A 25,386-nucleotide genomic window follows, 5' to 3' on the forward strand; every position below is an offset into this window, starting at 1 on the left:
TGCGTTAATAGCAAAACTTTTCTTGGCTCGGGAATTGTATAATCAATTGGTGCTAGCTTCAAGAAAAGAGTACGAGAGGCGATTAAACTGGAATAAATGGGCAGAAAGTATGGAGGAAGTGTTTCTGAGTCTGGTCAATTATGAGGTGAAGCAGCCTAATAGTTTAGCGAGATGGTAATGACAAAATATGCACTCGCTCCCGGTGGGGAATTTGGTCAAGCTAGAACAAAATTTCCTGTTGTTTGAGAGATTGTTACAGGTGATGGGCATAGTCGTGAGAAAGTAGAAGCGGGGGATGCGCTCGCGCAGCGGAAGCGAGGCATATCGCGCGTCATTCAGTATAATAGATACCGGCTCGCCAAAGTATATTTATGCTGTCCCATCCCCAACTGCTAACCGATCCATTTTTGCAACGCCCAACAGAGAATTCTGTGCGGGTTGTTTGGTTTACCGAATTCGCCGGTTCCCATCATATAGTTGCCTATGGTGAGAATTTCAGCCAAATTGTTACGGCAACCACGACTAAATTAAGTCGGGCGAGGGAAGATCAAAATTCCCAGGTAGAGCAAGTTTATCAACAAACCACAAGACGCCATATCTGGCGACACGAAGCAGAAGTAACAGGATTAATCCCCAATACCAAAGTTCCCTATCGCGTTACTAGCGTCAGGGAAGATGGGCAAAGCGTCAGCAGTAATACGTTTGCTCTAGCAGCCAAACCGCTACCGGGAATGCCCCTCAAAATTTTACTCACTTCTGACCACCAACTCAAGCCGATGACGGCTGCGAATCTGCAAAAGGTAGTAGAGACAGTCGGAGTTGTTGATGCTGTTTTCTTTGCAGGTGACTTGGTAAATGTGCCGGATCGCGCTTCGGAATGGTTTGACGATCGTCGGGGTTGTGCTTTCTTTCCCTGTCTGCAAGGGCGGGCAAATTATCAATTAACTAAAAATAATATTCAAACGCTTTATCAAGGGGGAGAATTGATTCAAAATGCCCCAATTTTTACCGCAATTGGCAACCACGAGGTGATGGGGCGCTTTTCGAGCGATAGCTGTTTGGATGACCAGTTTGATGATACCTTGCCGCGCCAAGTTGCCGAAAAAATCCTCACTCCTCGGATTTTGAATGCCGATGTACGGAATTCTCAGGATTCTTGCTTGGGTACGGGAGATGATTGGGTTAAGGATTATTCTTTTAATACGGATACTTATGAGGAGATTTTTACCTTACCTGAGAGTCAGGAGGGGGGGAAGAAATATTATGCGGTGACGTTTGGGGATGTGCGGTTGGTGGTATTGTATGTGACTAATATGTGGAGGACTCCTTCCCTGGCGGCTAATGCTAGAGGTAAGTATAAAGAATGCGATCGCATCCTCAACAACCCGGAAAATTGGGGATACGGTCAGCATATCTTTGAACCGATTAAACAAGGCAGTACCCAGTACCAATGGTTGGAAAGCGAACTCAACAGCGTTGAATTTAAACGGGCAAAATACAAAGTCGTGATGTTCCATCACCCAGCGCATACCTTGGGCGATCATATTGTTCCCGCTTATACCGATCCGGTACAAATAATTGAACGCGACGCCGATGGCAATATTAAAGCAGTGCGATACGAGTATCCAAAACAACAAGATTACATCATCCGCGACCTCGTGCCGCTGCTAGAAACATCTGGGGTGCAGCTAGTATTGTACGGTCATTCACACCTGTGGAATCGCTTTGTTAGTAACAACGGCACTCATTACTTGGAAACTTCTAATGTAGGGAATTCTTATGGTGCGGCGCTATCAGAAAAACAACGAACCGTACCAAGTGGCTACCAACAGGAGTATACTGCTACAGGGAACCCCTATGGGTTAGAACCTGTCGTGCCAGCGATCGCGCCGCTCTTAGGCTCCGATGGTCAACCGTTACCCTATGTAGCGAGTAACGATATCACCGCTTTCAGCATTTTGGACACGGAAACCGGCATAGTCAGCAGTTATCGCTTCGATACGAGAAATCCAGACCGAGAGGTGCTAAAGTTTGACGAATTTCGATTGAAATCAAATAAGTAGGGGCACGGCAGGCTCAACTTTGATGCTGGCGCCACAAATTTAACTTGCCTTGTCCCTTGCCGATTCTCTACCTTAAAGGGGATTATAAGACCTTGGATTTACGTTAAAATAATTAACCTAGTCTCTTTGTCTCGATTTGGCTGCCAAGTCGGCGGCGATCGAGCAGCGATGGGTTACCGTACCTGTCTAAACCTGCCCAAGGTGCTAAAAAATAGGCAGGTAACTCTGGATTATCTGTGGCAACGAAAGTTGTTCAAACAGATTCTAAGGTTGGCTCGACCTAAAGATACGCCTGTGGACTGGAAGTGAAAACCCCAGGATGAAGCAGGAAATAGACACCGAAACCCACAAACGGGTTTGGAACAGTTCTAGAGAGCAAACATGTAGGTGTAAACTACTCGTTACCAGAGTGCGTATACATCCACAGGAGGCAAAAAACCTACGGCGATAACTAACAGGAAACTATTCGCATGGTCAATCAGAAATCAGCAACGGCAGAAATTGGCTTTAGCCACGAAGATTTTGCAGCTCTATTAGACAAGTATGATTATCACTTTAGTCCCGGTGATATAGTAGCCGGTACAGTATTCAGTATAGAGCCGCGGGGCGCTCTGATTGACATAGGTGCTAAAACAGCAGCATATATTCCGATTCAGGAGATGTCAATTAACCGCGTAGACGCTCCGGAAGAGGTTTTACAATCAAACGAAACCCGCGAGTTCTTTATTCTTACCGATGAGAACGAAGATGGACAACTAACGCTTTCTATTCGTCGCATCGAATACATGCGCGCTTGGGAGCGAGTGCGTCAATTGCAAGCGGAAGACGCGACGGTGCGTTCTCAAGTATTTGCCACGAACCGGGGGGGCGCGCTGGTACGGATAGAAGGACTGCGCGGTTTTATACCAGGGTCCCATATCAGCACCCGGAAGCCGAAAGAAGATTTAGTGGGAGAAGAACTGCCCCTGAAATTCCTAGAAGTAGATGAAGATCGAAATCGTCTAGTACTGTCCCATAGAAGGGCATTAGTAGAACGGAAGATGAACCGCCTGGAAGTAGGCGAAGTGGTGATCGGTTCGGTGAGAGGAATCAAGCCTTACGGTGCGTTCATCGATATTGGCGGCGTCAGCGGTTTATTGCACATTTCGGAAATTTCCCACGAACATATCGATACGCCTCATAGCGTGTTCAATGTGAATGACGAAATTAAAGTCATGATCATCGATCTAGATGCGGAACGGGGTAGGATTTCCCTGTCTACCAAACAGCTGGAACCCGAACCAGGGGATATGATCCGCAATCGCGATCGCGTGTACGATATGGCAGAAGAAATGGCGGCGAAGTATCGCGAACAGCAAAAAGCCAAACAGCAAGGTGAAGTAGCTGAAGCACCACCCGCAGTTGCGGTTCTGGCGACGGAAGAAGAAGCAATGGAAATCCCAGAAGCAATGGAAATCCCAGAAGCAATGGAAATCCCAGAAGCAGTGGAAATCCCAGAAGCAGTGGAAATCCCAGAAGCAGTGGAAATCCCAGAAGCAGCTTTACCCTCAGCTCAAGAGTAAGCGATAGCTCAGTTGTGGTGAAATACAACGGGCTTTCAAAAAGAGGGTAATTCCCTCTTTTTTTTGCTCAAATCGAGAGGAGACAATAGGTTGGTTACAATTCGCTGTCGGGACAAAACTTTTCCCCATATCTCTGCCATTATTTTTGATAAAGACGGCACTTTGGAAGATTCCGCAGAATATTTGAGACAGTTAGGACAAAAGCGATGTCGTGCCATCGATGCCCAAATTCCCGGTGTTGGCGATCCTTTATTAATGGCATTTGGCATCAATGGGGATACCCTCGATCCTACCGGGTTAATCGCCGTTGGCAGTCGCCGCGAAAACGAAATTGCCGCCGCTGCCTATATCGCCGAAACTGGAAGAGGGTGGATCGATTCGCTCTCAATTGCCCGTCGCGGGTTTGAAGAAGCCGATCGAGTTTTGCAAAAAACTGCCCCCTCTCCCCTGTTTGTCGGCTGTTTGGAAGTGCTGCAATTTCTCTCCCATGCTGGGCTAAAATTGGGGATTCTTTCGGCAGCTAGAACATCACGAGTTAAAGAATTTGTCAAGTACTATCAACTGGAAGATTGCATTCAGCTAGAAATGGGGGTGGATGAAGGGCTAAGTAAACCCGATCCGGCGTTATTTCTGCAAGCTTGCCAGAAACTGGGTGTCGAACCAGGTGCTACTTTAATGGTCGGAGATTCGGCGGCGGATATTGAAATGGCGCAGAAAGCTGGTGCAGCCGGTTGTATTGGCATATGCTGGGGAAATCCAGAAGCGGCGCATTTGGCAGCGGCGGATGTAGCGCTCGCGCAACTAGACGAAATCCAAATCATTTAGTCCCGTTTGACCCATGACCCCACTCTGTGAAGAATTGTTAAAGGAGAGTAGGGGCGGGTTTTACCAACCAAAAGAAGCCAAGAAATATGTTGTTAAACCCGTCCCTACTTCCGCCAACAACTCAGTAAATTTCTCAGGTAGAACCTGATGGCTCTCCAGCTTCATCAGGATCAAACAGTAAAAATACTGAATCTTTACAAACCTTTGATAGAAATATTGTTATGATGACTGGTTAAAGAAAGAACGGGAAGAATGATGCGCCCACTCATACCCGGTATAGGGTAAAAGGCTTTGGGTGCAACTGCACGTCGCAGTTTGCACTAAAATAGCGCCAGTATCCCAGTCACAGGAAAATTAAAGCTTGTGGACGCGCTGGGCGCTGCTTCCCACAGAGTATGCGCGGATGGCTAAACCGTGCCTGGACGTTAAGGGTTAATTGCGCCGTCGCTCCCCGTTGACACGTCAATCAAAACTAGCTGGTCTATACTTGTCTAGGTTTTGAATAGCAGTTAGTTAAAACGCCATGACATGAGAATGTAAGACACCAATTGGGGAAACCTAAAAGGGACATTCTCAGTCCACAAATTCTCCGCTATTGATGTGGGGAATGGTCAAAGTGGCTGAACCTAGCTCAAACAATTCGTTTTCCTATCTAATATTCCAGGAGGAATTACCATTGTCTCGTCGCTATCTATTTACCTCCGAATCTGTTACCGAAGGTCATCCTGATAAAATCTGCGATCAAATTTCCGACACTATTTTAGATGCGCTACTCACCGAAGACCCGAAAAGCCGCGTCGCCGCCGAAGTCGTAGTTAATACAGGCTTAGTCCTGCTGACAGGGGAAATTACCACCAAAGCCCACATTAATTACATCGATTTAGCCCGCAAAAAAATTGCCGAAATTGGCTACACGAATGCTGAAAACGGCTTCTGTTCCAATAGTTGCTCGGTATTGGTTGCGTTAGACAGGCAATCCCCTGACATCGCCCAAGGCGTCAACACCGCCCACGAAACGCGGGAACAGTCTAGCGATGAGGCATTTGACGCCGTTGGCGCGGGCGATCAAGGCATCATGTTTGGCTTCGCCTGCAACGAAACCCCAGAACTGATGCCCTTACCGATCAGTATAGCCCACCGTGCCGCCCGACGACTGGCAGCCGTGCGCAAAACCGGGCAACTGCCTTACCTGCGTCCCGATGGTAAAACTCAGGTAACGGTAATCTACGAAGATGGTAAACCCGTCGGCATTGATACAATTCTGATTTCCACCCAGCACACTGCCACCATTGGCGACATCACCGAGGCCGCCGCCATCCAAGCCAAAATCAAAGAAGACCTCTGGGAAGCAGTCGTACAACCCATCTTTGCCGATATTGCGATCAAACCAGATGCACAAACCCGCTTCCTTGTCAACCCCACCGGCAAATTTGTCATTGGTGGCCCCCAGGGAGATGCTGGTTTAACAGGTCGTAAAATTATCGTCGATACCTACGGCGGTTATTCCCGTCACGGCGGCGGTGCTTTTTCCGGCAAAGACCCCACAAAAGTAGACCGCAGTGCCGCCTACGCCTGCCGCTACGTGGCGAAAAATATCGTCGCTGCCGGGTTGGCAGATAAGTGCGAAATTCAGTTAAGCTACGCTATCGGCGTTGCTCGACCTGTCAGCATGACAATCGAAACTTTCGGCACTGGCAAAGTGGATGATGACAGGTTGCTGGAGTTAGTGCAAGAGCATTTTGAACTGCGTCCGGCGGGAATTATCCACACCTTTGGTTTACGCAATCTGCCAGCAGAACGGGGCGGTCGTTTCTACCAAGATGTAGCCGCATACGGTCATTTTGGTCGCACAGATATAGAGTTGCCTTGGGAACAAACTGACAAAGCACCGCTGTTGAAAGAAGCGTTGGCGCAACAGCTTTCTGCTTCAGTAGGGTAGGAAGATAAAAGAGCGATATTGCTCTTTATTTGTAGGGTGCGATCTGAACGCACCCTACGCTTTTTCAACTCAGATAAATTAACCCATGCAGGCATTAAAACAACAAGCCAGGAAACTTAAAAAAGAAACATATGCGATTTATTTAGCTTGTAAAGACCCCAGAGTTCCCTGGTATGCGAGGTTGTTGGCTGGCTGCGTTGTTGCCTATGCTTTTAGTCCGATTGACTTGATTCCAGATTTTATTCCAATAATTGGTTATTTAGACGATTTAATTATAGTGCCGCTCTTGATTTGGTTGGTATTAAAGATGATTCCCAATGCTGTTTTAAACGAGTGTCGCGCTCAAGCAGAAGCAGCAATGAGCGGGGGTAAGCCTACAAGTAAGATAGCAGCCGTTATTATTGTTATGATTTGGATAGTTTTGGGGATTTTAATCGTTGTTTGGATGGGGCAGATTTTGAAACGGTGAACTGTCAAGATTGGGGAAAATATGACTATCCCAGACCATTACATCGAAAAAATTCGCGCTGTTTATCCCAACTCTGCATTAGATCGCCTGGAGTTCAACCAGGATGGAATGAACAACGATGTAATCATCATCGACCAGAAATTAGTGTGTCGATTTCCCAAAACAAAGTGGGCAAAAGAAAACTTGGCGATAGAAGTCAAGATTTTGCAGGTAGTACAACCTTTCATTGACCTACCCATTCCGCAGCTTCACCATGTGGAAGAGGATTTTGTCAGCTATCCCTTTATTGACGGCGAGGCGCTTTCTCGAAATAAGTTACTGAGGCTAGATTCATCTACTCAGGAAAAAGCGATCGCACAGTTAGGCGAGTTTTATCAGCAACTACACAGCATACCAAAAGATGTGCATGAAACATCTGGAATTGCGGCTTCAGTTGCCGAACGCACTCGCGAAGAGATGTTGAATCTTTATCAAAAAACTCAGGAAATTCTTTTCCCATATCTATGGAAACACCAACGCACTTGGGTTCACGAACACTTTCAGCCGCTGGTCGAAGGCAATTTAACGCTAGAGGCTTCTCCTGTTTTAATTCACGGTGATTTAGGGTGCTACCATATTCTGTTTAATTCAGAGCAACAGACGATTAGCGGCATTATTGATTTTGGCACAGCAGGTGTGGGGAATCCAGCGATTGATTTTGCCAGTTTGCTGGATAATTATGGCGAACCTGTCGTGAAGCGGATGGATCGATACTATTCCGATCTAGAGAGGTTGATCGATCAAGCTCGTTTCAGAGCCGGAACAGTTTGGTTACAATGGGCGCTGATGGGAGTTCAACAGCAAGATACTGAGTTGCTATTAGCTCACATTGGAAGTTCGGCTAGAGATATACAGCCTTTAGGTGCTGCGTGGTGAACAGCAGCAAAAAGCCGTTGGAGCGATCGCTCAACTTCGTTACCATATAGTTAGACCTCCGATTTGGCAACACAAGGATTGAAGGCTGCCATGACCATCAAAGAACAACTCCTGCAAACGATAGAACAAGCCCCAGAGCCTATTCTCAAAGAAGCTCTCAACTATCTGCATTACTTGATTGAAAAATATCTCGACGAACTAGAAGAACAGCAAGACCTAGAAGACTTAAAGTTAGCCAGGGAAGACCTCCAAAACAACCGCACGATTTCTCTGGAACAACTCACATCTGATATCATCCAAGACGATGTTGCTAAAGCTTGGTCAACCGATCAAAAGAGCGAATATCAGCAACTCCTAGTCAACAAATATCGGCAACAAGGTCTAGAACTATGATTTTAGGCGCTCGCAACTATGAATTGTCTACTAATTCACTCGGTTCACCAGGATAAAAGCGATCGCCTAAAATCTCAGTCAACAAGTTGTATGGACAATCGGCAGGAAACGTTTGCTCTGGTAGGTCAGTTTCTCCCATTGCTAAGTCTTTGGCATTCTCATACGCTTCTTGCAGCGCATCATCAAGATAAGACTTGAGGCTAGGGTTGTCCTTTAGTAGTCGTAACGTATCGCGGCGCTGTACGCGAATTGTTGCAAGCCAACTACGACTACGATGTTGTGGTTGATATTCCCACTTGAGCAAATGCCCAATTAACAAGCTCAAACGATTGCGAAGTTCCTGACGTTGCTGCTTACCCAAAGATTCAATCTCCTCAATCAGGTTTGGTAAGTCGATTTTGTTCCATTGTTTACTGCGGAGCAACTTTGCTTGTTCCTGCGTCCAAGCATAGAAATCGGTTTCATAGAGATTTAGTGCAGGCATCGGTTTGTTTGCCATCTTTGGGTTTGCATCTGGCATCTGTATCAGGTTAATCCATTAACCATAATTATAAAGCGAAATTTCAGTACATTTATTTTAAAGTAAGGAAAAGGCGATCGCTCACACCGTAGTTTAGTCGAAGCGATCGCGTTTGAATGCTAAATCGTGTGAATTTTCAGAAAATTAGTCCCGCCAGATTTTTGGGTGGGAATTCCTCCTACAATTAAAATCCGGTCACCAACAGCAGCTAAATTGCGCTGTACTAAATTAGTCTCCGCTTGCTTCACCAGATCCTCAAAAGATTCCACCTGAAAATCGAGTAACAGCGGCTTCACCCCCCAAACTAAATTTAAGCGGTGGTAAACTCGGATATTATCTGTTAAAGCAATCACAGGTGCTTTGGGTCGTTCTGCTGACGCCAGTCGCGCTGTATAACCCGAACTGGTAAAAGCAACTATACAGCGCAAATCGACAATTTTATCAATCGCGTTAAGCGCTTCGCTCAAGGCATGAGTTTCATCGCTATCCATTGGTGGATTGTTGACAAATTGGATATCTTTCTCCACTTCTTGTGCAATTCGCGCCATCATTTCCACCGCTTGGACTGGATATACACCCACCGCTGACTCTCCCGAAAGCATCACCGCATCGGTGCCATCGATGATAGCATTGGCGACATCATTGGCTTCCGCACGGGTGGGGCGGGGGTTTTGAATCATGCTTTCTAACATTTGGGTAGCGGTAATGACGGGAATTCCCTTTTGATTGCACAATCGAATAATTTGCTTTTGCAACATTGGGACTTTTTCCGGACTCATTTCTACTCCCAAGTCTCCCCGCGCTACCATCAAGCCATCGCATTCGTTGACAATTGCTTGCAGGTTGGCAATAGCTTGGGGGCGTTCAATTTTAGCGATGACGGGGATATCGACACCTTTGGCTGCTAGAAGTTGTTTGAGGGAGTAGATATCTTCAGCACGACGCACAAAGCTGAGGGAAACCCAGTCTATTCCTTGGGAAATGCCAAAATCTAAGTCTTTGATATCTTTTTCGGTGAGGGAAGGCAGTCGCAGGTTTAAACTGGGAAAGTTTACCCCTTTGCGACTATTGAGAATACCGCCTTTGATGACTTGACAGCGGACTGCTTTTGATGCGATCGCTTCTATCTTAAGTTCCAACAATCCATCATCCAACAGCACCTGCGCCCCTTTTCGCGCTTCATCCGCTAGGTAGGGATAATCAATCGGTATTGTATCCGCTTGCTCCTTAAATTCGGCTATGGGTACTAAAGAGACACTTTCTCCCGACTTTAAAGTTATCGCTTCTCTTAACTGTCCCACCCGAATCTTCGGGCCTTGCAAGTCTTGTAGGATGGTGACGGGGGTATCTAATTCCTGGGAGATAGATCGCAGCAACGAGACTGTCCGCGCGTGGTCATCGTAGCTACCGTGGGAAAAATTCAGCCTTGCTACGCTCATACCTGCTTGCACTAGATTTGCGATCGCTTCTTTTGTATTGCTCGCAGGACCAAGGGTTGCAACGATTTTCGTCCGGTGGAGTAGGTTTAGCATAACTAGCGTCTGTAAAAACCTCTTGTACTTTAACCCTTGCTAGCGATCGTGCATCCGGTAAAAATACCTACCAATATGCCCCGACGCCTCAAGGCGCGGAGCGCCAGCAGGCAGACAAACCAAGCAAGGCGTAGCAGGCTTTTATGTTTTGAGTCCTTGCCTTGCGTCCGCAAGGCAAGTAGAGCAAGAGGTTTCAACCTGTGGGCTTCCTCAACCAATAAAATATTGCTTACAGCGGCTTGCAGCCGCGTGAGGTACAGCGTTTTCGCGCCTTTTGTGTAGCGGCACCCTTAAGGGTGCCGCTACACAAACCAAGGTGTACCTCATCCGAATGAAATCCGCTATAAACTCCCCACAAAACCAACCATAACAGGACTTACGCGCCACGAGCCTAGAAACCCGGTTTCGACCTTGATCTGTGGTTCCCTTTCCCAACGATTTTTCATACAAACCGGGAATATGAGCGTAAGTCCTATTTAAATTATTTTCTACAAATCCAGATAAGTTACCTTCCGAACCTAAAAATTCTCCAGATCTCGCAAATATTTTGCCACCATCTTCCTTTAAACCATCTAAATATAATAGAGTGTTTTTCCCTATTCCTGCTTCACCCAGCAGCAAAATTAACCGACATTTGTCCCGAAAAATCCATTGTTTTAGTGTATCTAGTTCCTGAGTGCGTCCGTAGCAATAGGCAATAGGAGAGAATGGGGGCATCTTCCCAGTCTTGGCCCATCTGCTGCTAGCGCACCTGTATTTAAATAGTTCATAAGGGGAGAATTCAATGAGAACCGAATCATTTAAAGTTTTGCAAACTTTTGGGCTTGAGTCTTATAGTTACAAAATGCTTGTTCAAGCCAAAAGTGGCAATCGTTACATTGTCTGGTATCCAGACAATCTTGGGGTAGATGTGGGTCAAGAAGTTTTAATCGCAGGACTTAGGCACGACCTTGCCATCACCAAAGTTTCGACCTATATCTCTAGTTGCCAAACCAACGATTTTTCATAGAAACCCAGTTTCTTTGCGTCAGTCCTGAATCGATTTCAATGACTACGATGACTGGCGGACAATAGATACTCCCAAAAATGGGAAAAAGTCCAATCTCTCAAAAGTGATTAAACAATCGATCTTTTTCACATAAAGGAGAACTAAGGGCGATTTCCATTTCTGGCTCTAACTTTACTTCCTCACTCAATACGTCTTCTACTTCGGGAGGAATGAATATGAATAAGAATCTCTCGCTCACTACCTCTTCAAGTCTGCCAGGAATAAATGGCAATTTATCCCTTGATATGTTTTCCAATATGGGTATGGGAAGCATGAATATGAATACCACTCTTAACGCCTTTTCATCGATGAATAATATGTCTTCGTCCAATGTCGCTACTGGCACTTCTGGAGTCAATTTTAATATTTGGGGTAACGGTTCGATCAACCGTTCCGGGCGCATCAATACTGACGCACCAACCTATGTCATCATACATGGCTGGAATAACACAGGTGGCAATGCTGGTAACAACTACAAACCTGCCGACTGGATGGCGAACCAAGCCCAAACCCTTCGGCAGCGGGAGTCTAACGCTAATATTATTCTGGTGGACTGGGAAGATGGAGCGCGTAATCCCTTGTATCTGCCTTCTGCTGGCAGAACAGACGTTGTTGGTAATCAATTAGCTGCTTACTTGAGAAATAGCGGCGTAGATCCTAACTACACCAATATAATCGGACACAGCCTGGGGGCGCATATCGCTGGATTCGCTGGCTCTGCCTATCGTCAATCCACCGGACGCTCTATCTCGCAAATTGTGGGATTAGACCCTGCTGGACCTGCATTTGAAGGTAAAGGTGCAAACGATCGCTTAGATCCGACTGACGCTACTCGCGTTGTAAGTTTTCATACCAGTCAGACATTGGGTTACGACGATCGGTTAGCTACTCTCGATGTCTACGCCAACTGGAACGACTTGTTTCAACCCGGACAGAGTAGTTTTGTCGGCAACCATAGCTATGCCACCACTCTCTTCACACAATTGCTCCAAGGCAACAGTTTTACCCAGTCCAATGGGTCTCTCCTCAACCTCAACACGGTAGTCAACGCGGGATTCACTGGGCAGAACAATGCCAGGACTAAAAACAATAAGTCTGTTGTTGCTCTCAACTTGTCGGGTACTGCTAACAACGATAACCTGGCAGGTGGCGCAACCAATGACACCATCCGTGGCGGCGGAGGAAATGACTACATTACTGGTGGCGACGGCAACGATGCCCTGTTTGGGGATAGTAGCAACGATCTCCTTTATGGTGGACGCGGTAATGATTCTGTCTTCGGTGGCGCTGGTGGCGATCGCTTGTTTGGAGATGATGGGGACGACGTGCTGACGGGAGCAGATGCCGCAGTAGGCAGAGGTCTTGGCGAAATTGACACCTTGACTGGTGGCGTTGGGCGCGATCGCTTTGTGCTAGGCGCTACTGGGGGAGCCTTCTACAACGATGGTAATACTAGCACTTCCGGCATCAGCGATTATGCTCTGATTGCTGACTTCAATGCCTTAGAAGACACGATCCAACTTTCTGGTTCCAAGTCGAGTTATAGTTTGGCAGCGTCACCCACGGGTTTAGCTGCGGGTACAGCCATCTTCCTGAATGAAAGCCGTCTGGAACTGATTGCGATCGTTCAAGGTTCCACCAACATCAGTCTGGGCGCCAATTACTTCGTAACTGTATAGTATTTTACCTGAATGCCCCGACGCCTGAAGGCGCGGCTATACAAACAAAGCCTGCCTACGCAGGCTTTAATGTTTTGAGTGTAAATGCGATCGCAAGTTTGCACAACAAGAGGTTTTAACCTGTGGGCGTTATCACCCCATAAAATATTCCTAAACTCCCCACAAAACCAACTATGAAAGCTATCTGGTTAGAAAACAACCAACTGCAACTCCGCACCGATGTCCCCATCCCGGAAGCACCACCCGGCGAAGCACTCGTGCGCGTTGTGCGTGCGGGTATTTGCAATACCGACTTGGAACTAATTCGCGGCTATTATCCCTACACGGGCATTTTAGGTCACGAATTTGTTGGCATCGTCGAACAAGCGTCATCCCAATTACTCGGTAAGCGAGTCGTGGGAGAAATTAACGCCGCTTGCGGTAAATGCCGTTTCTGCCTCAGCGCACAACCTACCCACTGCGAAAACCGCAGCGTTCTTGGTATCGTTAATCGCAACGGTGCGTTTGCCGAATATCTCACGTTACCAGAACAGAACTTGCATCCCGTACCGGATAGCGTTACCACCGATGTCGCAAGTTTTACCGAACCTGTAGCAGCCGCGTTGGAAATTCAGCAACAAGTCTCGATTCGCCACGATGACCGAGTTTTGGTAGTAGGAGATGGTAAGTTAGGGCAACTGGTGGCGCAGACGCTGGCGCTGACTGGCTGCGATTTATTGGTTGTGGGGCGACATCAGCATAAATTGGCTAATTTGGCGGCGAGGGGCATTAAAACGGGGCTGGCAGATGCTGTCACCGACCGCGCTTTTGACCTATCTGTCGAGTGTACGGGGAATCCGGAAGGGTTTGCGATCGCGCGCCGCGCCCTCCGTCCTCGCGGTACCTTGGTACTCAAAAGCACCTACGCCGGTCACCTCACCTTTGATGCCTCGTCTTTAGTCGTAGACGAAATTACCCTCATCGGTTCCCGTTGTGGTCCCTTTGCCGCCGCCCTAGAAGTGCTAGCCGCAGGTAAAGTGGATGTAGAACCGCTAATTCAAGCCCGCTATCCCTTATCTGAAGGACTAACGGCATTTACACGCGCCCAAGAACGGGGTGTATTAAAGGTCTTGTTAGAGATAGATGCCAATTCTTAATTAAACTTTTGGCAAAAGTCAGAAAGGAAATTAACTTCACAACTTTCTAAAACCCGTTTAAACGGGTTTTAGCTTTTAGCCTGAAATTTATTTCAAGGCATTGATACTGGCAAAATTACCTGTCAGAGATCGTGTTTTCTAGTAACCTATTTATCAAACAGAGGTTACAATCGGATAAATTGAAATAACTATAGTAATCGAGCGATCGCTATGACCGTAGCCACCAAAAAACTAACCTTTGCAGAGTATCTCAAGTACGATGATGGCACAGACACCCGTTACGAACTTGTCGATGGAGAATTAATACCCATGAGTCTCGGTACTGGTAAGCATGGTGCAGTCACCAAGTTCTTAGAATTCACATTTGATGGAGAAAATTCAAAACTAGGGACTTCTTGGACAACACAAAGATTTTCTGTAGGTATTCGTTCCCCTCGCGCTGGACGTTGGGACACCTCAAGGATTCCCGATGTAACTGTTTTAACGATAGAACAGTGGGAATCTCTGGCTAACCGAGAAGCGGTAATTGAACTTTCCGATCCTCCCCCAATTTTAGTCGTGGAAGTAGTCAGCGAGTCTACCAAAACCACCGACTACCGCAGCAAACGTTCTGAATATGCCGTACTCAATATTCCTGAATACTGGATTGTCGATCCACTCTCAGATTTGGTAACAGTATGCACCTTAACAGAAGGCTTCTACGATGCTGTCGAATTTCGAGGCAGCGATCGCATCGTTTCTCCTACTTTTCCACTGCTAGAATTAACAGCAGCCCAAGTGCTAGCACCACGGTAATCAGACCCTACAAATCTGATTCCCCGCTTTCTAGTCGCTTCATTTCCCCTTGCACAGCTTGTGCTGCTTCTAAAGCTTCGTTCAGCAACTTTGTATACTCTCGTGCCTCATAACTGACTTGCAACGCTTGCACAGCCGCTAAGTTACTTGCCAAAAGTTCTTGATTGCGGGCAATAAATGCGCGATTTTCTCGCAAAATCCGCTCTGTTTTTAAAGCGCACATTAAATTTTCTCTAGTTGTTTCTAGGGTTGAAATCAATTTTTCTCTATCGGTTAAACTGGCTGATTTATTGCCAGCGGCTACTAGCTGGTCGTTAATTTCTATTGCTTTAATAACGGTATTATATTTATCAACTTCTTCAAACAGGCTTTTCTGACGCTTTCTTAACCATTTCCACTTAATTAAATATCCCAGGGGAATCAATCCCCAGCCTAAAAGCAAGATACGCTCTACATAACCGCCGATTGTAACTAATAAGGCTAAGCGGGGATATTTTAATTGTTCGTAGGCTTTCAAATCTCGCTGACTAACTGCGGCTATTGCTTTCAAGTCTTCTGGGGTGATATATAATTTTTGCAAGTTGGATTGCATGATTTTGAGGTTTTGAGCAGCAAGACTATTCTATTTTACTCGCTTGGCGCTGGAAGAATATTGAATTATTGAACCGCGAAGACGCAAAGGACACGAAGGAAGAAAAAAGAAGAGGTAGGTAATCGCGGAAGTGCTAAGGGAGTAATTAAGTTATGAGCGTGGGACAATAGAGTTTGGCGATCGCTCTCACCACAGGGCCATTGGTAATAGCTATTTGGTAATTAGATTTAAAGGCTGTGTCATCTTAACAATTACCCATTACCCATTACCTATTACCAGTGTCCTTGGATCTAAATAGCAACTTGGGCTAGTATAAAATATTGGCTTTCGAGGAATAATCTGGACAATTAATTGCTGCTTCAGAATTGGCAATCCGGGGATGCACGGTACACTTGAGGCGATAGTCGTTGGTGAAAAACTGACAGTTAGCGCAGGGAATTTGGTGCATCACCTTCGCCCTGGTGACGCTTTCTGCGATCGCTGACCAAACACCCCAAGCTAAAACCGCTACAAATGCCCAGGCAAAGAAAAAGCAAACCGGCGCTAAAAACGGTTGAATTGCGCGAACTAGAGGATACAGGAGTTCAAACACGGCTATTTTCAGAACAAAGTGGAACTAATAGCTTAAATGTAAATAAATATAATCAGCTATTTTCTCTATCTCACGATAGATTGATTGGCAAAGGGTAATGAGTACTAACGTAAGTTGCTAGTTATAAACAAGGGCGTTGCTAATTGCTAATTGCTCGCTTGCTAATTGCTAATATAGGATTTTTACTGACATTAGCCATTAGCCATTAGCCATTAGCCGCTCTTTGAGAGATAACTAGCAACTTGGGTTACTAGGAAATATATCCAGCAATTACCCATTACCAATTACCAATTACTGATTACCTAAACACCAGCATGGCCTAAAGCCAAACCTGCCACCAGCATTCCTAAAACTAGGAAAGGCTGGGCGCTTGCTTGATACTTTACGTCATTTTTCAGCGGGTCGCGCAGGAAGTACATATCTTGAAACACAATTTGAGGAATCACTAGCAGCACCAGGATGGTGGCGTAGAGATTTTGGTGAATGTAAACTAGGTAACCAGCGATCGCACCTTGAAATACATCGATCATCAGCACGCAAATCCAAGCTGCTGTAGTCACGCCAAACATCACCGGCATAGACTTCAATCCTAACTGCTTGTCTCCTTCGATACTCTTGAAGTCGTTAACAATCGCAATCCCCAATCCGGCGAAACTGTAGAACAGAGTTAAAACGACAATTGTCAGATTGAGGTCGCCAAATAAAGCATGACCAGTCCACCAAGGGAGGGCGATGTAGCTGGAACCTAAAGCATAAGTACCCAGCCAGCCGTTTTGCTTTAATTTCAACGGAGGTGCAGAGTAAATATAGGCGAGGAATGCACCGCCGATGGCGATACAAGTAATCGTGGGAAATTCGTGTCCTGCCCATTGATCGAGGATAAATGCCAAACCAATCCCAGCGAGTAACAGTACCCAAACTTGAGCGATGACTTGGGGAAGGGAAATTGCTCCCGAGGGGATGGGGCGGTAGGGTTCGTTAATCGCATCGATCTCGCGATCGTAGTACTCATTCACCACTTGGGTATAACCTGTCATGAACGGCCCCGACAGCAACATGCACGCCGCCGATATCAGCACGTTTTCTAAGGTCCAAGTATAGTTACCCGAAGAAGCCGCACCGCAGATTACGCCCCACATCAGGGGTATCCAGGTGATTGGTTTCATCAGTTGCAGGCGAATTTTCCAGATATTGGTTTCCTTTGCAGCCCCTTTCATCCCTAGCATTTGCCGCATCTTGGCATTGCCACTGGCATCGAGGGGCGCTTCGGTATTGGGTTGTACATCCACCTCAGCCGTTGTGGCGTCCGTGGGAAGTTGGGAGGAAGGCGAGTCAGACATAGTTACAGGTTTTATAGACTTTTATCTCAATCGCAAGCGTCCAACCATTTTGTAAGGTGTAACCCTTACTGGACGTACTACTACGCCCTGTATCCCCTCGGCAAAAGCGTTGGGGAATACTTTTGTGATAATATTGGCGCTGCCATTAACATCAGCATTAATTAGCCTACCATCAGCAGATCGAAATAAACCTCTTTTAACTCGCTTTCCCCTATATGACGCTTGTTTGACACATGGTTCGTTATCCAAGAAAGAACACTTACTTGTATAACTTTCTTCCGTGACAATCACTTTAATTCCCGCTAAATTTGCCTTATAAGTCAGCAAGTGGATAAATCTGGCATGAGGAATCGAGACAAAGTTTTGATTGTTGCGCCTCCCTAAATTAATTTCTTGCTTCCAGCCATCATTTTTTCCAATCACCAGTGTCCCTATTTGGTTAGCTGCCAAGTGATTTATAATATAACGGCTAGCGTGGTGCAAGTAGTTTTCTACCAGTAAGTTTCTCTTGTGTGTTAGTTTTTTAATACGGGCAGATGTTTTGATTTGATACTTTAAGTATGATTGTAAAACTGCCTTCTTTTTGTTGTAGTAAGCGTTAATCGCTTTGAGGGGTTTGCCGTTGATGATAATTGGGGTGAACCCCGATTTGTTCGAGGTAATCGTGGCTAGATTATTTAACCCAATGTCTATCCCGGCAATCGTTTGCGCCTCCTGCTCTATTGAAGATGGGACGGCGATGTCGTAAATTACCTCAATTACATAATGGTAAGTTTTTGGGACAATTCTAACTTGTGAGGGCTGTTTGACTTTTGTAGTCAAGAAAATGTTGGTTAAGGATAGATGAATCACTCCTCTAGATAGCCAAGACTTACTTATGGCTTGGTTAGTGTATGTGACGACATTTCTGCCTTTTGTTTTGTGTTTGTATTTGGGTAGCCTTGGAATAGAATTAAACTTTTCTGGATGTTTTCCGTATTCAATGGTTGCGGCAAAGAATGATTTCCAGCTTTCATGTAACCTCAATAAAACTTGCTGGGAGACTTTAGCCGGAAGTGCGTAGTCGGGTGTGCCTTGACACAGTTTTTGAACTTTATAGTAATCCTTGTAAACTCCTTTGAAGATAAATTCTTGTCTAATTATGTAATTGGCAAAGTTGAATAGATTTTTTGACATCAAAGACAAATTGTCCAGTTCCGAGTAGAACTGATGATTTTTGTCAATAATGTGTTTTTCAACTAGCTGCATCGATGATTAGGTTTTTGGCAGGCATGATGTGGCTGATTTTACCACAGATGACTAGGATTGGCTATAACAGCCTATAATCTGAGTGAAGTTTTACAATACCGATGAGAGGATTTTAGATGGGTGAATTTGGGATTGAACGCTTTATCCTTTACTCGCTTCGGTGCTAGAAGATCTCTTCTTTCTTGGCGTCTTGGCGTCTACCCTACGGGAAGCCGCTGCGCGTCTTGGCGGTTCATTTAATTCTTCTATCACCGAAACGAGTAGGAGGATCGCTCCCCCGCTAGAACGAAATCGTCAAATAATTATTCTGGAACTTAGCGCCTTTGACAGATTGCCCGCTAAGTTGGGGAGGTAGATAGATATTGCGGCGTTGGTCGCCTGCTTCGATGGTGACTTCTGGGCCGTACTGGGTGAGTTTGACCTGTTTTTTGTCAAATCCGGGTAAGAACAGGCGCACTTGACGTCCAGCAATGTCGATCTCGATGGGTTTGGGGACGCCCGCTGCTTTGAGAAAATCGGGTAGGGCGTCGATTAGGGGTTGCCAGTCGTCGCCGATGCGAACGGGAACGGTACTGACCGGCAGGGGTGCAAACTCGGAGGTGGTGATTTCGGTTGCCGATGTTTCCCGGTCGTAAGTCTCGTAGACTTGTTCCAGGGTTTGAGCTTTCTGTGCGGCAAAGGTATCCGCCATCACGGTCTGGTTGAGAATCACCCCAGAAACGGTCAGACCGATTTGTTGGGCGCTACCCCAGAGGTATTTGGCAGTTGCGATCGCATTTGGGTCGCCTGTCGTCACCAAATATGCCGCTACCCGTTTGGGGTCAGACATCGCTGCCTTCCCTTGGTCGAGCAAGTTATTTACCTGGTTGGTGGGTTGAGCAAAGTTATCCCCGATTAAGTTGACATTCAAGATGGCGCTGGTGACGGGTTGAATGAACGGCGACAGGGTTTTGCCCAAATCCGAATTGATAAAAACATCCCGAAATCGGCGGATGTACCAACTCATAATTTCCGGCGTTCCTAACATCCGCAGAAGGGCTTTATCTCCCGTCCCGTCGTAGACGATCGCGTCGTATTTGCCGCAAGCGTCGTACTCCCGCAGGGCGTTCAGCGCTAACGCACTGTCCATCCCCGGCAATACTCCTAGCTCTTGACCGTAGACTTCTTTTATGATCGGAGTTCGCAGGTATTGGGCTTCCAAATCTTTTACTTGTTCCCAGCTGCGTTCCAGCAGGACGGTAGTCTGAAACTGCACCGCCTGCAAGTTAGGAGCCAGTTGTTGGGGATCAAGACCAATTGCCGTACCTAAAAGCGAACTTAATGCTGGTTCGGTGTCGCCAAAAGCCAGCAGGACTCGCGCACCAGAGGCGGCAAGTCGTTTAGCTGTTGCGATGGCGATCGTCGTGCGACCTACGCCACCTTTGCCTAAAAATGTCAAAATCAGGGACATCGTTGCTTCCTTATGCTTTGAGGAGTTCTATTTCGTCTTCAAAGAACCAGGTGGAAAATTTGTCATCAAACTGTACAACAACACCCACTCCGCTGGCATCTACCATTTTGAAGGCTTGAATGATGCCGGTTTGACCTAACCGTTTGACCACCTCCGCAGATGAGCGATCCCGCAGACGACGCACGCGCACTTTTTGACCGATTTCCATTTGAACTCCAACTAGATAAACCACTCCACAGGGTGGAGAACCGCTATTGACGCTTTGCATACAATACCGGCTTCTGCGCTACACAAGCTAGCGCCTCCCCCACCGCCGTCGGGTAATACAGATTGAGATGCGGGTGTGATTAGCCCCACATTACAGTTTACGGAATTAGGATCCAGCGCAGACTCGCAGCCAAGGCAGAAGATCGCACCTTGGGCACTTGACCAAGAAGACGCTCCCGACACGGGGAAACGGGGACCTGGGGAATACAACAAGAACTAGACCCGTCCTCTTCCACAATGTTTTGCCCAAATTGCACAAATATGAATAAAATCTTAACCTGAGACTGGAAAACTCAGGGAGTAGGTTATGAACTGTTTGGTAGCTCTGGAGCGTCTTTGACGCCCTTTGCCGCAAGCGATCGCATTCGTGGATTTCTAAAGTACCATCTAACAAAGGAAAAACGTTTCCGTCTCTCAAGTGCAGCCAGCCGTGCTGCATATCCCGATCTGATTTATTTTTTGTCTGTGGTGGTGTGTTGATAGTGAGCGAGGAAACAGAAATTGCTGAGATCGGTCAAAGGAGTTGAAAGGAAAACTGAAAGGTTTCGCCGCTGGATACCAGCGCAGCACCCTTTCTTGGCGAAGTTAGACCTCCTGAAAACATTGGTGGTACGAGATTTAGAAGCTCGACATAAAGGTTCTGTTTTGGGAAATTTGTGGCCTTTGCTGAATCAGTTGTCCCAATTGCTGATTTACACCTATGTTTTCTCGATTGTTCTAAAGGTCAAACTTAGCCTCCAAGGGTTACCAGAAAATAACTTAACCTTTGGTTTGTGGATGTTTGCCGGATTGTTATCTTGGAATGCTTTTACCATGGCCTTGGTAGCAGCATCTGTATCGGTAATTAACCAAACTAATTTGATAAAAAAGGTAGTCTTTCCACTGGCATTGTTACCTTTAGTGCCGGTGTTTAGCGCCTTTGTGGAAAGCTGTTTCGGGTTAATTGCGTTGATTGTAATGGTAGGGTTGCTCGCCGGTACGGTGAAAATTACCCTATTGCTGCTACCGCTGATTTGGTTGCCTCAATTGCTGCTAACAATTGGCTTGAGTTATCTGGTAGCTGGGTTAACGGTATTTCTGCGGGATGTTCCCCAAACTTTGGGGGTTTTACTCAATTTGTGGTTCTACCTCACCCCACTTGTTTATCCCGCCTCGGTGATTCCAGAAAAATGGCAAAGTTGGGTATTTTTATTAAACCCAATGGCAGCGATCGCTGAAACTTATCGCGACTTAATTTTAGTCGGAGAAGTCAGGCACGGGCAAGCGTGGGCAATTGTTTCCCTCGTTTCTGTCGTCGTCTGTTACGGAGGTTTCTGGGTATATCAGCGCTTGCGGAAAGCATTTGCTGATGTACTTTGAACTTGTCATCGATTAACTCTCAAAGAAAGCCGTTTATTTTCAGCAGTACCATGACTGAGATAGCAATTGCCATCAACAACGTTTCCAAGTGTTTTAAGCGTTATGCAAATCCGGCGGATCGCTTGAAAGAATTATTACTTCCAGGCACAGTTAAAGCCAAGGAATTTTGGGCTTTGCGCGATGTTAACTTAGAAATTCCCAAAGGAAAAACCATTGGGATTGTCGGACGCAATGGGTCGGGGAAAAGTACGCTCCTGCAAATTATTGCGGGAACTCTCACGCCTACCAGCGGCGAGGTTGTTGTTAACGGCAGGGTAGCGGCATTATTAGAACTGGGTAGCGGTTTTAATCCCGAATTCACCGGCAGGCAAAATGTATTTTTTAACGGTCAGTTGCTGGGGTTAACTTACCAAGAAATAGAAGCAAGGTATGATGCGATCGCAGCCTTTGCAGACATTGGCGATTTTATCGACCAACCCGTCAAAACCTACTCCAGCGGGATGTTTGTCCGCTTAGCTTTTGCCGTCGCCACCAGCGTCGATCCCGATATCTTAGTAGTAGATGAAGCACTGTCAGTCGGAGATGAAGCTTTCCAGCGCAAATGTTACGCCAGAATTCAAGCAATTAAAGATCGAGGCGGCACGATTCTGTTTGTTTCCCATTCTCCCACCTCAGTCGTATCGCTTTGCGACTGGGCTATATTAATGGATAGAGGAGAATTGCTACTCGTTAGCCATCCCAAAATGGCGATTTCCAAATATCAAGAACTGATTTACGCCCCGCTCGCTAAAGCCGAATATATCCGGCAAGAAATTCGCAGTTTGCATCAATTAAATTCTCAAAATACGCAGGTTTATATGACAAATAAACTGGCAACAAAACCTAGTATTAATCAAGAAAATCGCGAATTTTACGACCCAGAAATGATTCCGGCTACCACGATTAACTACCGATCTCGTGGGGCAAAAATTATCGATCCTCGCATCACTACCCTAGATGGTGAAGTTGTTAATCATTTGGTAAATCGTCGAGATTATATTTACACCTACTCGGTGACTTTTTCTAAACCTGCTGCCAAAGTCCGCTTCGGTATGCTAATTAAAACCCCCAGCGGACTGGAAATTGGCGGGGCTTCTTTTAGCGCTGAATCTCAGTCTATCGAACAGATAGAAGCAGAAACACTCGTGGTAATGGAATTTCGCTTTAAATGCCTGCTTCAACCCGGTTTATACTTCTTGAATGCTGGAGTTTCTGGCATCGTTGATGGGGATTTTACCTATCTAGCACGATGTCTCGATGTGGCAATGTTTAGAGTTAGACCTGAAGCTAATTGCTGGGGGACTGGAAATGTTGATTTTCTCATCGATCCAAGCATTAGAATTACTTACGATATCAGTAACAAAGAACAAGAAGTTGAACTGATTTAACGCCGGAAATTGCAACGCAGAGGAAATAAGGAAAGGAGATGAACGTGGAAACAACATTAGCGAACGCCCAAAATAATCCTGTTGTTAAAACATTCCTTCAGGCTCAAATTAAATACCCTCAAAAATTCACAACTTTGATTCATGAAGATGATGAAATGTATCTCTACAGCCTCCAGAACTTAAACGGCGATAAACAGGAGGCTTGTCTGCGATACTACTCGCTTGGGAAACGCATCTTCGACGCGGTTAAACAGATTGTTGAATGGCATTTTCATCAATTCGATAACCTATCGTCTTTCCTAGATTTTGCCTCTGGCTATGGACGCTTTACCCGATTCTTGTTACAGGAGTTACCCCCCAACAAAATTTGGGTTTCGGATATTTACCAAGCAGGTGTAAAATTTCAAATAGAACAATTTGGAGTCAACGGCATTGTTTCAGTAGAAGCTCCTCAAGATTACGCCACCCCTCAGCAGTTTGATTGTATTTTGGCTTCTTCTTTCTTCAGCCATACTCCCAAAACAACTTTTGCACCTTGGCTGGAAAAGCTGTATAGCTTACTCAACCCTAACGGCATTTTAATTTTCAGCGTCCACGATATTTCTCTCATCCCACCCGATGTGGCGCTTAACGCCGGGGGAATATATTTTACACCTGAAAGTGAAAGCAGAACTCTCGATAAACAACTGTACGGCACAGCCTATGTTAGCGAGGAATTTGTCAGTCAAATTATCAAGCAAATAATTGGCAATAGCGCCGCTTTTACTCGAATTCCGAAAGGACTTTGCCACTATCAAGACATCTACGCAATTGTTAAAAATCCCAATATTAAATTTTCCGCGCTTAATTTCCACCACCATCCGGATGGGTGGGTAGACAATTGCAATTTTGCACCCACGGGTGAACTTCAGTTCCATGGATGGGCGCTAGACTTCAATCAGAACGGTGGGATAGAAGATATTCAGATCTTAGTTAATGGTAAAATCTTACAAAGATGTTTGCCCGACAGGGAACGTCCCGATGTAGCCGCATATTTTCAAAATAATCAAGCACTTCATTGTGGGTGGTTCTGTTTTTTGGCAAAAGATGTAGTTGAACCCGATGACGTTATCTTGGTGAAAGTAATTAATCAGCATAAGCTAGAACGAGTCATCGCATCTGGCACGCTGCAATCTCTGGTAAAATAGGACTGATTTATGAATCTTGCTAGTCAATCATCTGTTTTTGCCCTCGCTGGTATGCACCGCTCGGGAACATCCTTAACCGCCTCCCTCCTACAAAGTATGGGTGTAGATATTGGACAGCGGTTGGTCGGCCCAACTTATGGAAATATTAAAGGCCATTTTGAGAATATTGATTTTGTCGAGTTTCACAAGCAGATTTTGCGCTCGCATAAACTTGACGAACAAGGTTTTACCCTCAAACCGGAAATTCCCGTACCCGACTACTTTGTCGAAATAGCTCAAAACATTATCCGCCAAAATTCTCACAGTCCTGTTTGGGGATGGAAAGATCCCCGCACCACATTATTCTTAGATTTTTGGAGAAAATTGCTGCCAAATGCTAATTTTATCTTCGTCTATCGTTCCCCTTGGGAAGTCGTTGATTCACTTTATCGCCGCGGAACTGATGAAATTTTACTAAGCAAACCCCAATTAGCACTTTTAGCTTGGATTCATTATAACAGGAAAATTTTAGAATTTTACGATAAATATACTGAAAATTGTCTGCTAGTTAATATTAATAGCATTTTTTCAGAAAAATCAGAATTTGTTAAAACAATTAATCAAAAATTTAATGTGAATTTAACCGAGCCGAAACCAGAAATTTTCGCTCCAGATTTATGGGTAGATAAAATTTCCCAAAGCCATCGAACCAGTTGGATAGAAAAATGCTTTCCAGAAGCTGTAGAGATTTATCAAGAATTGAATTTAAAAGCGCTGGGAGGAGATAAACCCTCAGTTGTTGGGAGAAAATATTCAACGCTTTGGAATTTTCAAGATTGGTTAAATATCCGGTTATTAGAAAAAAAACTAAAAATATTACAGACTGAATTGACCCAATGGCAAGAGCAATTCCAAGATGCTCAAGTTAAAGTTGTGCAACTGGAAACCGAATTAGGCACAACTCAGGGACAACTCAACGCCAAGGAAACAACATTACAAGCAGCTTTGGCAAAATTGGTGCAAATCGAAACCGAATTAGGCACAACTCAGGGACAACTCAACGCCAAGG

The 25,386-nt window shown here is 45.7% G+C and carries 27 protein-coding genes; 16 read left to right on the plus strand and 11 right to left on the minus strand.

Annotated elements, in window-relative coordinates:
• Positions 1-371 precede the first annotated feature (371 nt).
• From MiSe_RS12545 to MiSe_RS50875, 4 genes are all read left to right on the plus strand, one after another.
• Positions 372-2,063, plus strand: a complete 1,692-nt coding sequence (locus MiSe_RS12545; RefSeq protein ID WP_226579564.1) for a purple acid phosphatase family protein — start codon at positions 372-374, stop codon at positions 2,061-2,063.
• 470 nt (positions 2,064-2,533) lie between these two features.
• On the plus strand, positions 2,534-3,625 hold the full coding sequence (locus MiSe_RS12550) for a 30S ribosomal protein S1 (RefSeq protein WP_226579567.1): 1,092 nt from the start codon (positions 2,534-2,536) through the stop codon (positions 3,623-3,625).
• Between the two features lie 90 nt (positions 3,626-3,715).
• Positions 3,716-4,450 (plus strand): HAD family hydrolase, encoded by a 735-nt coding sequence (locus MiSe_RS12555; protein WP_226579570.1) that lies wholly within the window; start codon positions 3,716-3,718, stop codon positions 4,448-4,450.
• Positions 4,451-4,463: 13 nt separating this feature from the next.
• Positions 4,464-4,598, plus strand: coding sequence for a hypothetical protein (locus MiSe_RS50875; protein ID WP_264196466.1), 135 nt, complete (start codon positions 4,464-4,466; stop codon positions 4,596-4,598).
• 195 nt (positions 4,599-4,793) lie between these two features.
• Here MiSe_RS50875 and MiSe_RS50880 read toward each other — a convergent pair whose 3' ends face one another.
• Positions 4,794-4,916: a hypothetical protein gene (locus MiSe_RS50880; protein ID WP_264196467.1), complete on the minus strand. Its 123-nt coding sequence runs from the start codon at positions 4,914-4,916 to the stop codon at positions 4,794-4,796.
• 210 nt (positions 4,917-5,126) lie between these two features.
• On the opposite strand from MiSe_RS50880, the gene metK reads away from it, so the two are divergent.
• From metK to MiSe_RS12575, 4 genes are all read left to right on the plus strand, one after another.
• Positions 5,127-6,389, plus strand: a complete 1,263-nt coding sequence (gene metK / locus MiSe_RS12560; RefSeq protein ID WP_226579573.1) for a methionine adenosyltransferase — start codon at positions 5,127-5,129, stop codon at positions 6,387-6,389.
• Positions 6,390-6,474: 85 nt separating this feature from the next.
• On the plus strand, positions 6,475-6,858 hold the full coding sequence (locus tag MiSe_RS12565) for a YkvA family protein (RefSeq protein WP_226579575.1): 384 nt from the start codon (positions 6,475-6,477) through the stop codon (positions 6,856-6,858).
• A gap of 21 nt (positions 6,859-6,879) precedes the next feature.
• Positions 6,880-7,773 (plus strand): phosphotransferase family protein, encoded by an 894-nt coding sequence (locus MiSe_RS12570; RefSeq protein ID WP_226579578.1) that lies wholly within the window; start codon positions 6,880-6,882, stop codon positions 7,771-7,773.
• A 90-nt stretch (positions 7,774-7,863) separates the two neighbouring features.
• Positions 7,864-8,166 carry a hypothetical protein gene (locus MiSe_RS12575; protein WP_226579581.1) on the plus strand — a complete coding sequence of 101 codons (303 nt, stop codon included), beginning with the start codon at positions 7,864-7,866 and terminating at the stop codon, positions 8,164-8,166.
• A 16-nt stretch (positions 8,167-8,182) separates the two neighbouring features.
• Here MiSe_RS12575 and MiSe_RS12580 read toward each other — a convergent pair whose 3' ends face one another.
• The 4 genes from MiSe_RS12580 to MiSe_RS12595 all read right to left on the minus strand — a co-directional run bounded on the left by MiSe_RS12580 (position 8,183) and on the right by MiSe_RS12595 (position 10,935).
• Positions 8,183-8,665, minus strand: coding sequence for a DUF29 domain-containing protein (locus tag MiSe_RS12580; protein WP_226579584.1), 483 nt, complete (start codon positions 8,663-8,665; stop codon positions 8,183-8,185).
• 140 nt (positions 8,666-8,805) lie between these two features.
• On the minus strand, positions 8,806-10,218 hold the full coding sequence (gene pyk / locus MiSe_RS12585; RefSeq protein ID WP_226579587.1) for a pyruvate kinase: 1,413 nt from the start codon (positions 10,216-10,218) through the stop codon (positions 8,806-8,808).
• 29 nt (positions 10,219-10,247) lie between these two features.
• A complete protein-coding gene (locus tag MiSe_RS12590; protein WP_226579588.1) occupies positions 10,248-10,415 on the minus strand; it encodes a hypothetical protein in 168 nt (55 codons plus the stop codon).
• 13 nt (positions 10,416-10,428) lie between these two features.
• Positions 10,429-10,935: an ATP-binding protein gene (locus MiSe_RS12595; protein ID WP_226579641.1), complete on the minus strand. Its 507-nt coding sequence runs from the start codon at positions 10,933-10,935 to the stop codon at positions 10,429-10,431.
• A gap of 67 nt (positions 10,936-11,002) precedes the next feature.
• Between MiSe_RS12595 and MiSe_RS12600 the strand changes: the two genes are divergently transcribed.
• The 4 genes from MiSe_RS12600 to MiSe_RS12615 all read left to right on the plus strand — a co-directional run bounded on the left by MiSe_RS12600 (position 11,003) and on the right by MiSe_RS12615 (position 14,876).
• On the plus strand, positions 11,003-11,227 hold the full coding sequence (locus MiSe_RS12600; protein ID WP_226579591.1) for a hypothetical protein: 225 nt from the start codon (positions 11,003-11,005) through the stop codon (positions 11,225-11,227).
• 215 nt (positions 11,228-11,442) lie between these two features.
• Positions 11,443-12,945: an alpha/beta hydrolase family protein gene (locus tag MiSe_RS12605; protein WP_226579594.1), complete on the plus strand. Its 1,503-nt coding sequence runs from the start codon at positions 11,443-11,445 to the stop codon at positions 12,943-12,945.
• Positions 12,946-13,118: 173 nt separating this feature from the next.
• Entirely contained in the window at positions 13,119-14,081 is a 963-nt protein-coding gene (locus tag MiSe_RS12610; RefSeq protein WP_226579598.1) for an MDR/zinc-dependent alcohol dehydrogenase-like family protein, read from the plus strand.
• A gap of 210 nt (positions 14,082-14,291) precedes the next feature.
• Positions 14,292-14,876 (plus strand): Uma2 family endonuclease, encoded by a 585-nt coding sequence (locus MiSe_RS12615; protein WP_226579601.1) that lies wholly within the window; start codon positions 14,292-14,294, stop codon positions 14,874-14,876.
• A 7-nt stretch (positions 14,877-14,883) separates the two neighbouring features.
• Here the strand turns inward: MiSe_RS12615 and MiSe_RS12620 are convergent, their stop codons facing one another.
• From MiSe_RS12620 to petP, 6 genes are all read right to left on the minus strand, one after another.
• On the minus strand, positions 14,884-15,468 hold the full coding sequence (locus MiSe_RS12620; protein ID WP_226579605.1) for a hypothetical protein: 585 nt from the start codon (positions 15,466-15,468) through the stop codon (positions 14,884-14,886).
• A 307-nt stretch (positions 15,469-15,775) separates the two neighbouring features.
• A complete protein-coding gene (locus MiSe_RS12625; RefSeq protein ID WP_226579608.1) occupies positions 15,776-16,060 on the minus strand; it encodes a hypothetical protein in 285 nt (94 codons plus the stop codon).
• A 302-nt stretch (positions 16,061-16,362) separates the two neighbouring features.
• The gene (gene chlG, locus MiSe_RS12630; RefSeq protein WP_226579611.1) at positions 16,363-17,400 is read right to left on the minus strand and encodes a chlorophyll synthase ChlG; all 1,038 of its coding nucleotides are present in this window, start codon (positions 17,398-17,400) and stop codon (positions 16,363-16,365) included.
• Positions 17,401-17,421: 21 nt separating this feature from the next.
• Positions 17,422-18,648, minus strand: coding sequence for an RNA-guided endonuclease InsQ/TnpB family protein (locus tag MiSe_RS12635; RefSeq protein WP_226579613.1), 1,227 nt, complete (start codon positions 18,646-18,648; stop codon positions 17,422-17,424).
• A gap of 280 nt (positions 18,649-18,928) precedes the next feature.
• Positions 18,929-20,098 (minus strand): Get3/ArsA fold putative tail anchor-mediating ATPase NosAFP, encoded by a 1,170-nt coding sequence (locus MiSe_RS12640; RefSeq protein WP_226579616.1) that lies wholly within the window; start codon positions 20,096-20,098, stop codon positions 18,929-18,931.
• Positions 20,099-20,108: 10 nt separating this feature from the next.
• Positions 20,109-20,306: a cytochrome b6f subunit PetP gene (petP, locus tag MiSe_RS12645; protein ID WP_226579637.1), complete on the minus strand. Its 198-nt coding sequence runs from the start codon at positions 20,304-20,306 to the stop codon at positions 20,109-20,111.
• Between the two features lie 563 nt (positions 20,307-20,869).
• Between petP and MiSe_RS12650 the strand changes: the two genes are divergently transcribed.
• From MiSe_RS12650 to MiSe_RS12665, 4 genes are all read left to right on the plus strand, one after another.
• The gene (locus tag MiSe_RS12650; RefSeq protein ID WP_444980491.1) at positions 20,870-21,724 is read left to right on the plus strand and encodes an ABC transporter permease; all 855 of its coding nucleotides are present in this window, start codon (positions 20,870-20,872) and stop codon (positions 21,722-21,724) included.
• Between the two features lie 50 nt (positions 21,725-21,774).
• Positions 21,775-23,151 (plus strand): ABC transporter ATP-binding protein, encoded by a 1,377-nt coding sequence (locus MiSe_RS12655; protein ID WP_226579619.1) that lies wholly within the window; start codon positions 21,775-21,777, stop codon positions 23,149-23,151.
• A 44-nt stretch (positions 23,152-23,195) separates the two neighbouring features.
• Complete coding sequence (locus MiSe_RS12660) at positions 23,196-24,338, plus strand: class I SAM-dependent methyltransferase (RefSeq protein WP_226579622.1); 1,143 nt, start codon at positions 23,196-23,198, stop codon at positions 24,336-24,338.
• Between the two features lie 9 nt (positions 24,339-24,347).
• The coding region (locus MiSe_RS12665) for a sulfotransferase (protein ID WP_226579625.1) at positions 24,348-25,386 on the plus strand (1,039 nt) is incomplete at its 3' end.

The sequence above is a fragment of the Microseira wollei NIES-4236 genome, assembly GCF_020521235.1.
Classification (GTDB): Bacteria; Cyanobacteriota; Cyanobacteriia; order Cyanobacteriales; family Aerosakkonemataceae; genus Microseira; species Microseira wollei.

Bases quoted from the DNA above. Each gene is read 5' to 3' on its own strand.
- MiSe_RS12620 (WP_226579605.1), bottom strand. From the start codon at position 15,468: ATGCAATCCAACTTGCAAAAATTATATATCACCCCAGAAGACTTGAAA.
- MiSe_RS12545 (WP_226579564.1), top strand. From the start codon at position 372: ATGCTGTCCCATCCCCAACTGCTAACCGATCCATTTTTGCAACGCCCA.
- MiSe_RS12595 (WP_226579641.1), bottom strand. From the start codon at position 10,935: ATGCCCCCATTCTCTCCTATTGCCTATTGCTACGGACGCACTCAGGAA.
- MiSe_RS12580 (WP_226579584.1), bottom strand. From the start codon at position 8,665: ATGGCAAACAAACCGATGCCTGCACTAAATCTCTATGAAACCGATTTC.
- MiSe_RS50875 (WP_264196466.1), top strand. From the start codon at position 4,464: ATGACCCCACTCTGTGAAGAATTGTTAAAGGAGAGTAGGGGCGGGTTT.
- MiSe_RS12575 (WP_226579581.1), top strand. From the start codon at position 7,864: ATGACCATCAAAGAACAACTCCTGCAAACGATAGAACAAGCCCCAGAG.
- chlG (WP_226579611.1), bottom strand. From the start codon at position 17,400: ATGTCTGACTCGCCTTCCTCCCAACTTCCCACGGACGCCACAACGGCT.
- MiSe_RS12655 (WP_226579619.1), top strand. From the start codon at position 21,775: ATGACTGAGATAGCAATTGCCATCAACAACGTTTCCAAGTGTTTTAAG.
- pyk (WP_226579587.1), bottom strand. From the start codon at position 10,218: ATGCTAAACCTACTCCACCGGACGAAAATCGTTGCAACCCTTGGTCCT.
- MiSe_RS12615 (WP_226579601.1), top strand. From the start codon at position 14,292: ATGACCGTAGCCACCAAAAAACTAACCTTTGCAGAGTATCTCAAGTAC.
- MiSe_RS12565 (WP_226579575.1), top strand. From the start codon at position 6,475: ATGCAGGCATTAAAACAACAAGCCAGGAAACTTAAAAAAGAAACATAT.
- MiSe_RS12640 (WP_226579616.1), bottom strand. From the start codon at position 20,098: ATGTCCCTGATTTTGACATTTTTAGGCAAAGGTGGCGTAGGTCGCACG.
- MiSe_RS12600 (WP_226579591.1), top strand. From the start codon at position 11,003: ATGAGAACCGAATCATTTAAAGTTTTGCAAACTTTTGGGCTTGAGTCT.
- MiSe_RS12635 (WP_226579613.1), bottom strand. From the start codon at position 18,648: ATGCAGCTAGTTGAAAAACACATTATTGACAAAAATCATCAGTTCTAC.
- petP (WP_226579637.1), bottom strand. From the start codon at position 20,306: ATGGAAATCGGTCAAAAAGTGCGCGTGCGTCGTCTGCGGGATCGCTCA.
- MiSe_RS12570 (WP_226579578.1), top strand. From the start codon at position 6,880: ATGACTATCCCAGACCATTACATCGAAAAAATTCGCGCTGTTTATCCC.
- MiSe_RS12605 (WP_226579594.1), top strand. From the start codon at position 11,443: ATGAATAAGAATCTCTCGCTCACTACCTCTTCAAGTCTGCCAGGAATA.
- MiSe_RS12550 (WP_226579567.1), top strand. From the start codon at position 2,534: ATGGTCAATCAGAAATCAGCAACGGCAGAAATTGGCTTTAGCCACGAA.
- MiSe_RS12610 (WP_226579598.1), top strand. From the start codon at position 13,119: ATGAAAGCTATCTGGTTAGAAAACAACCAACTGCAACTCCGCACCGAT.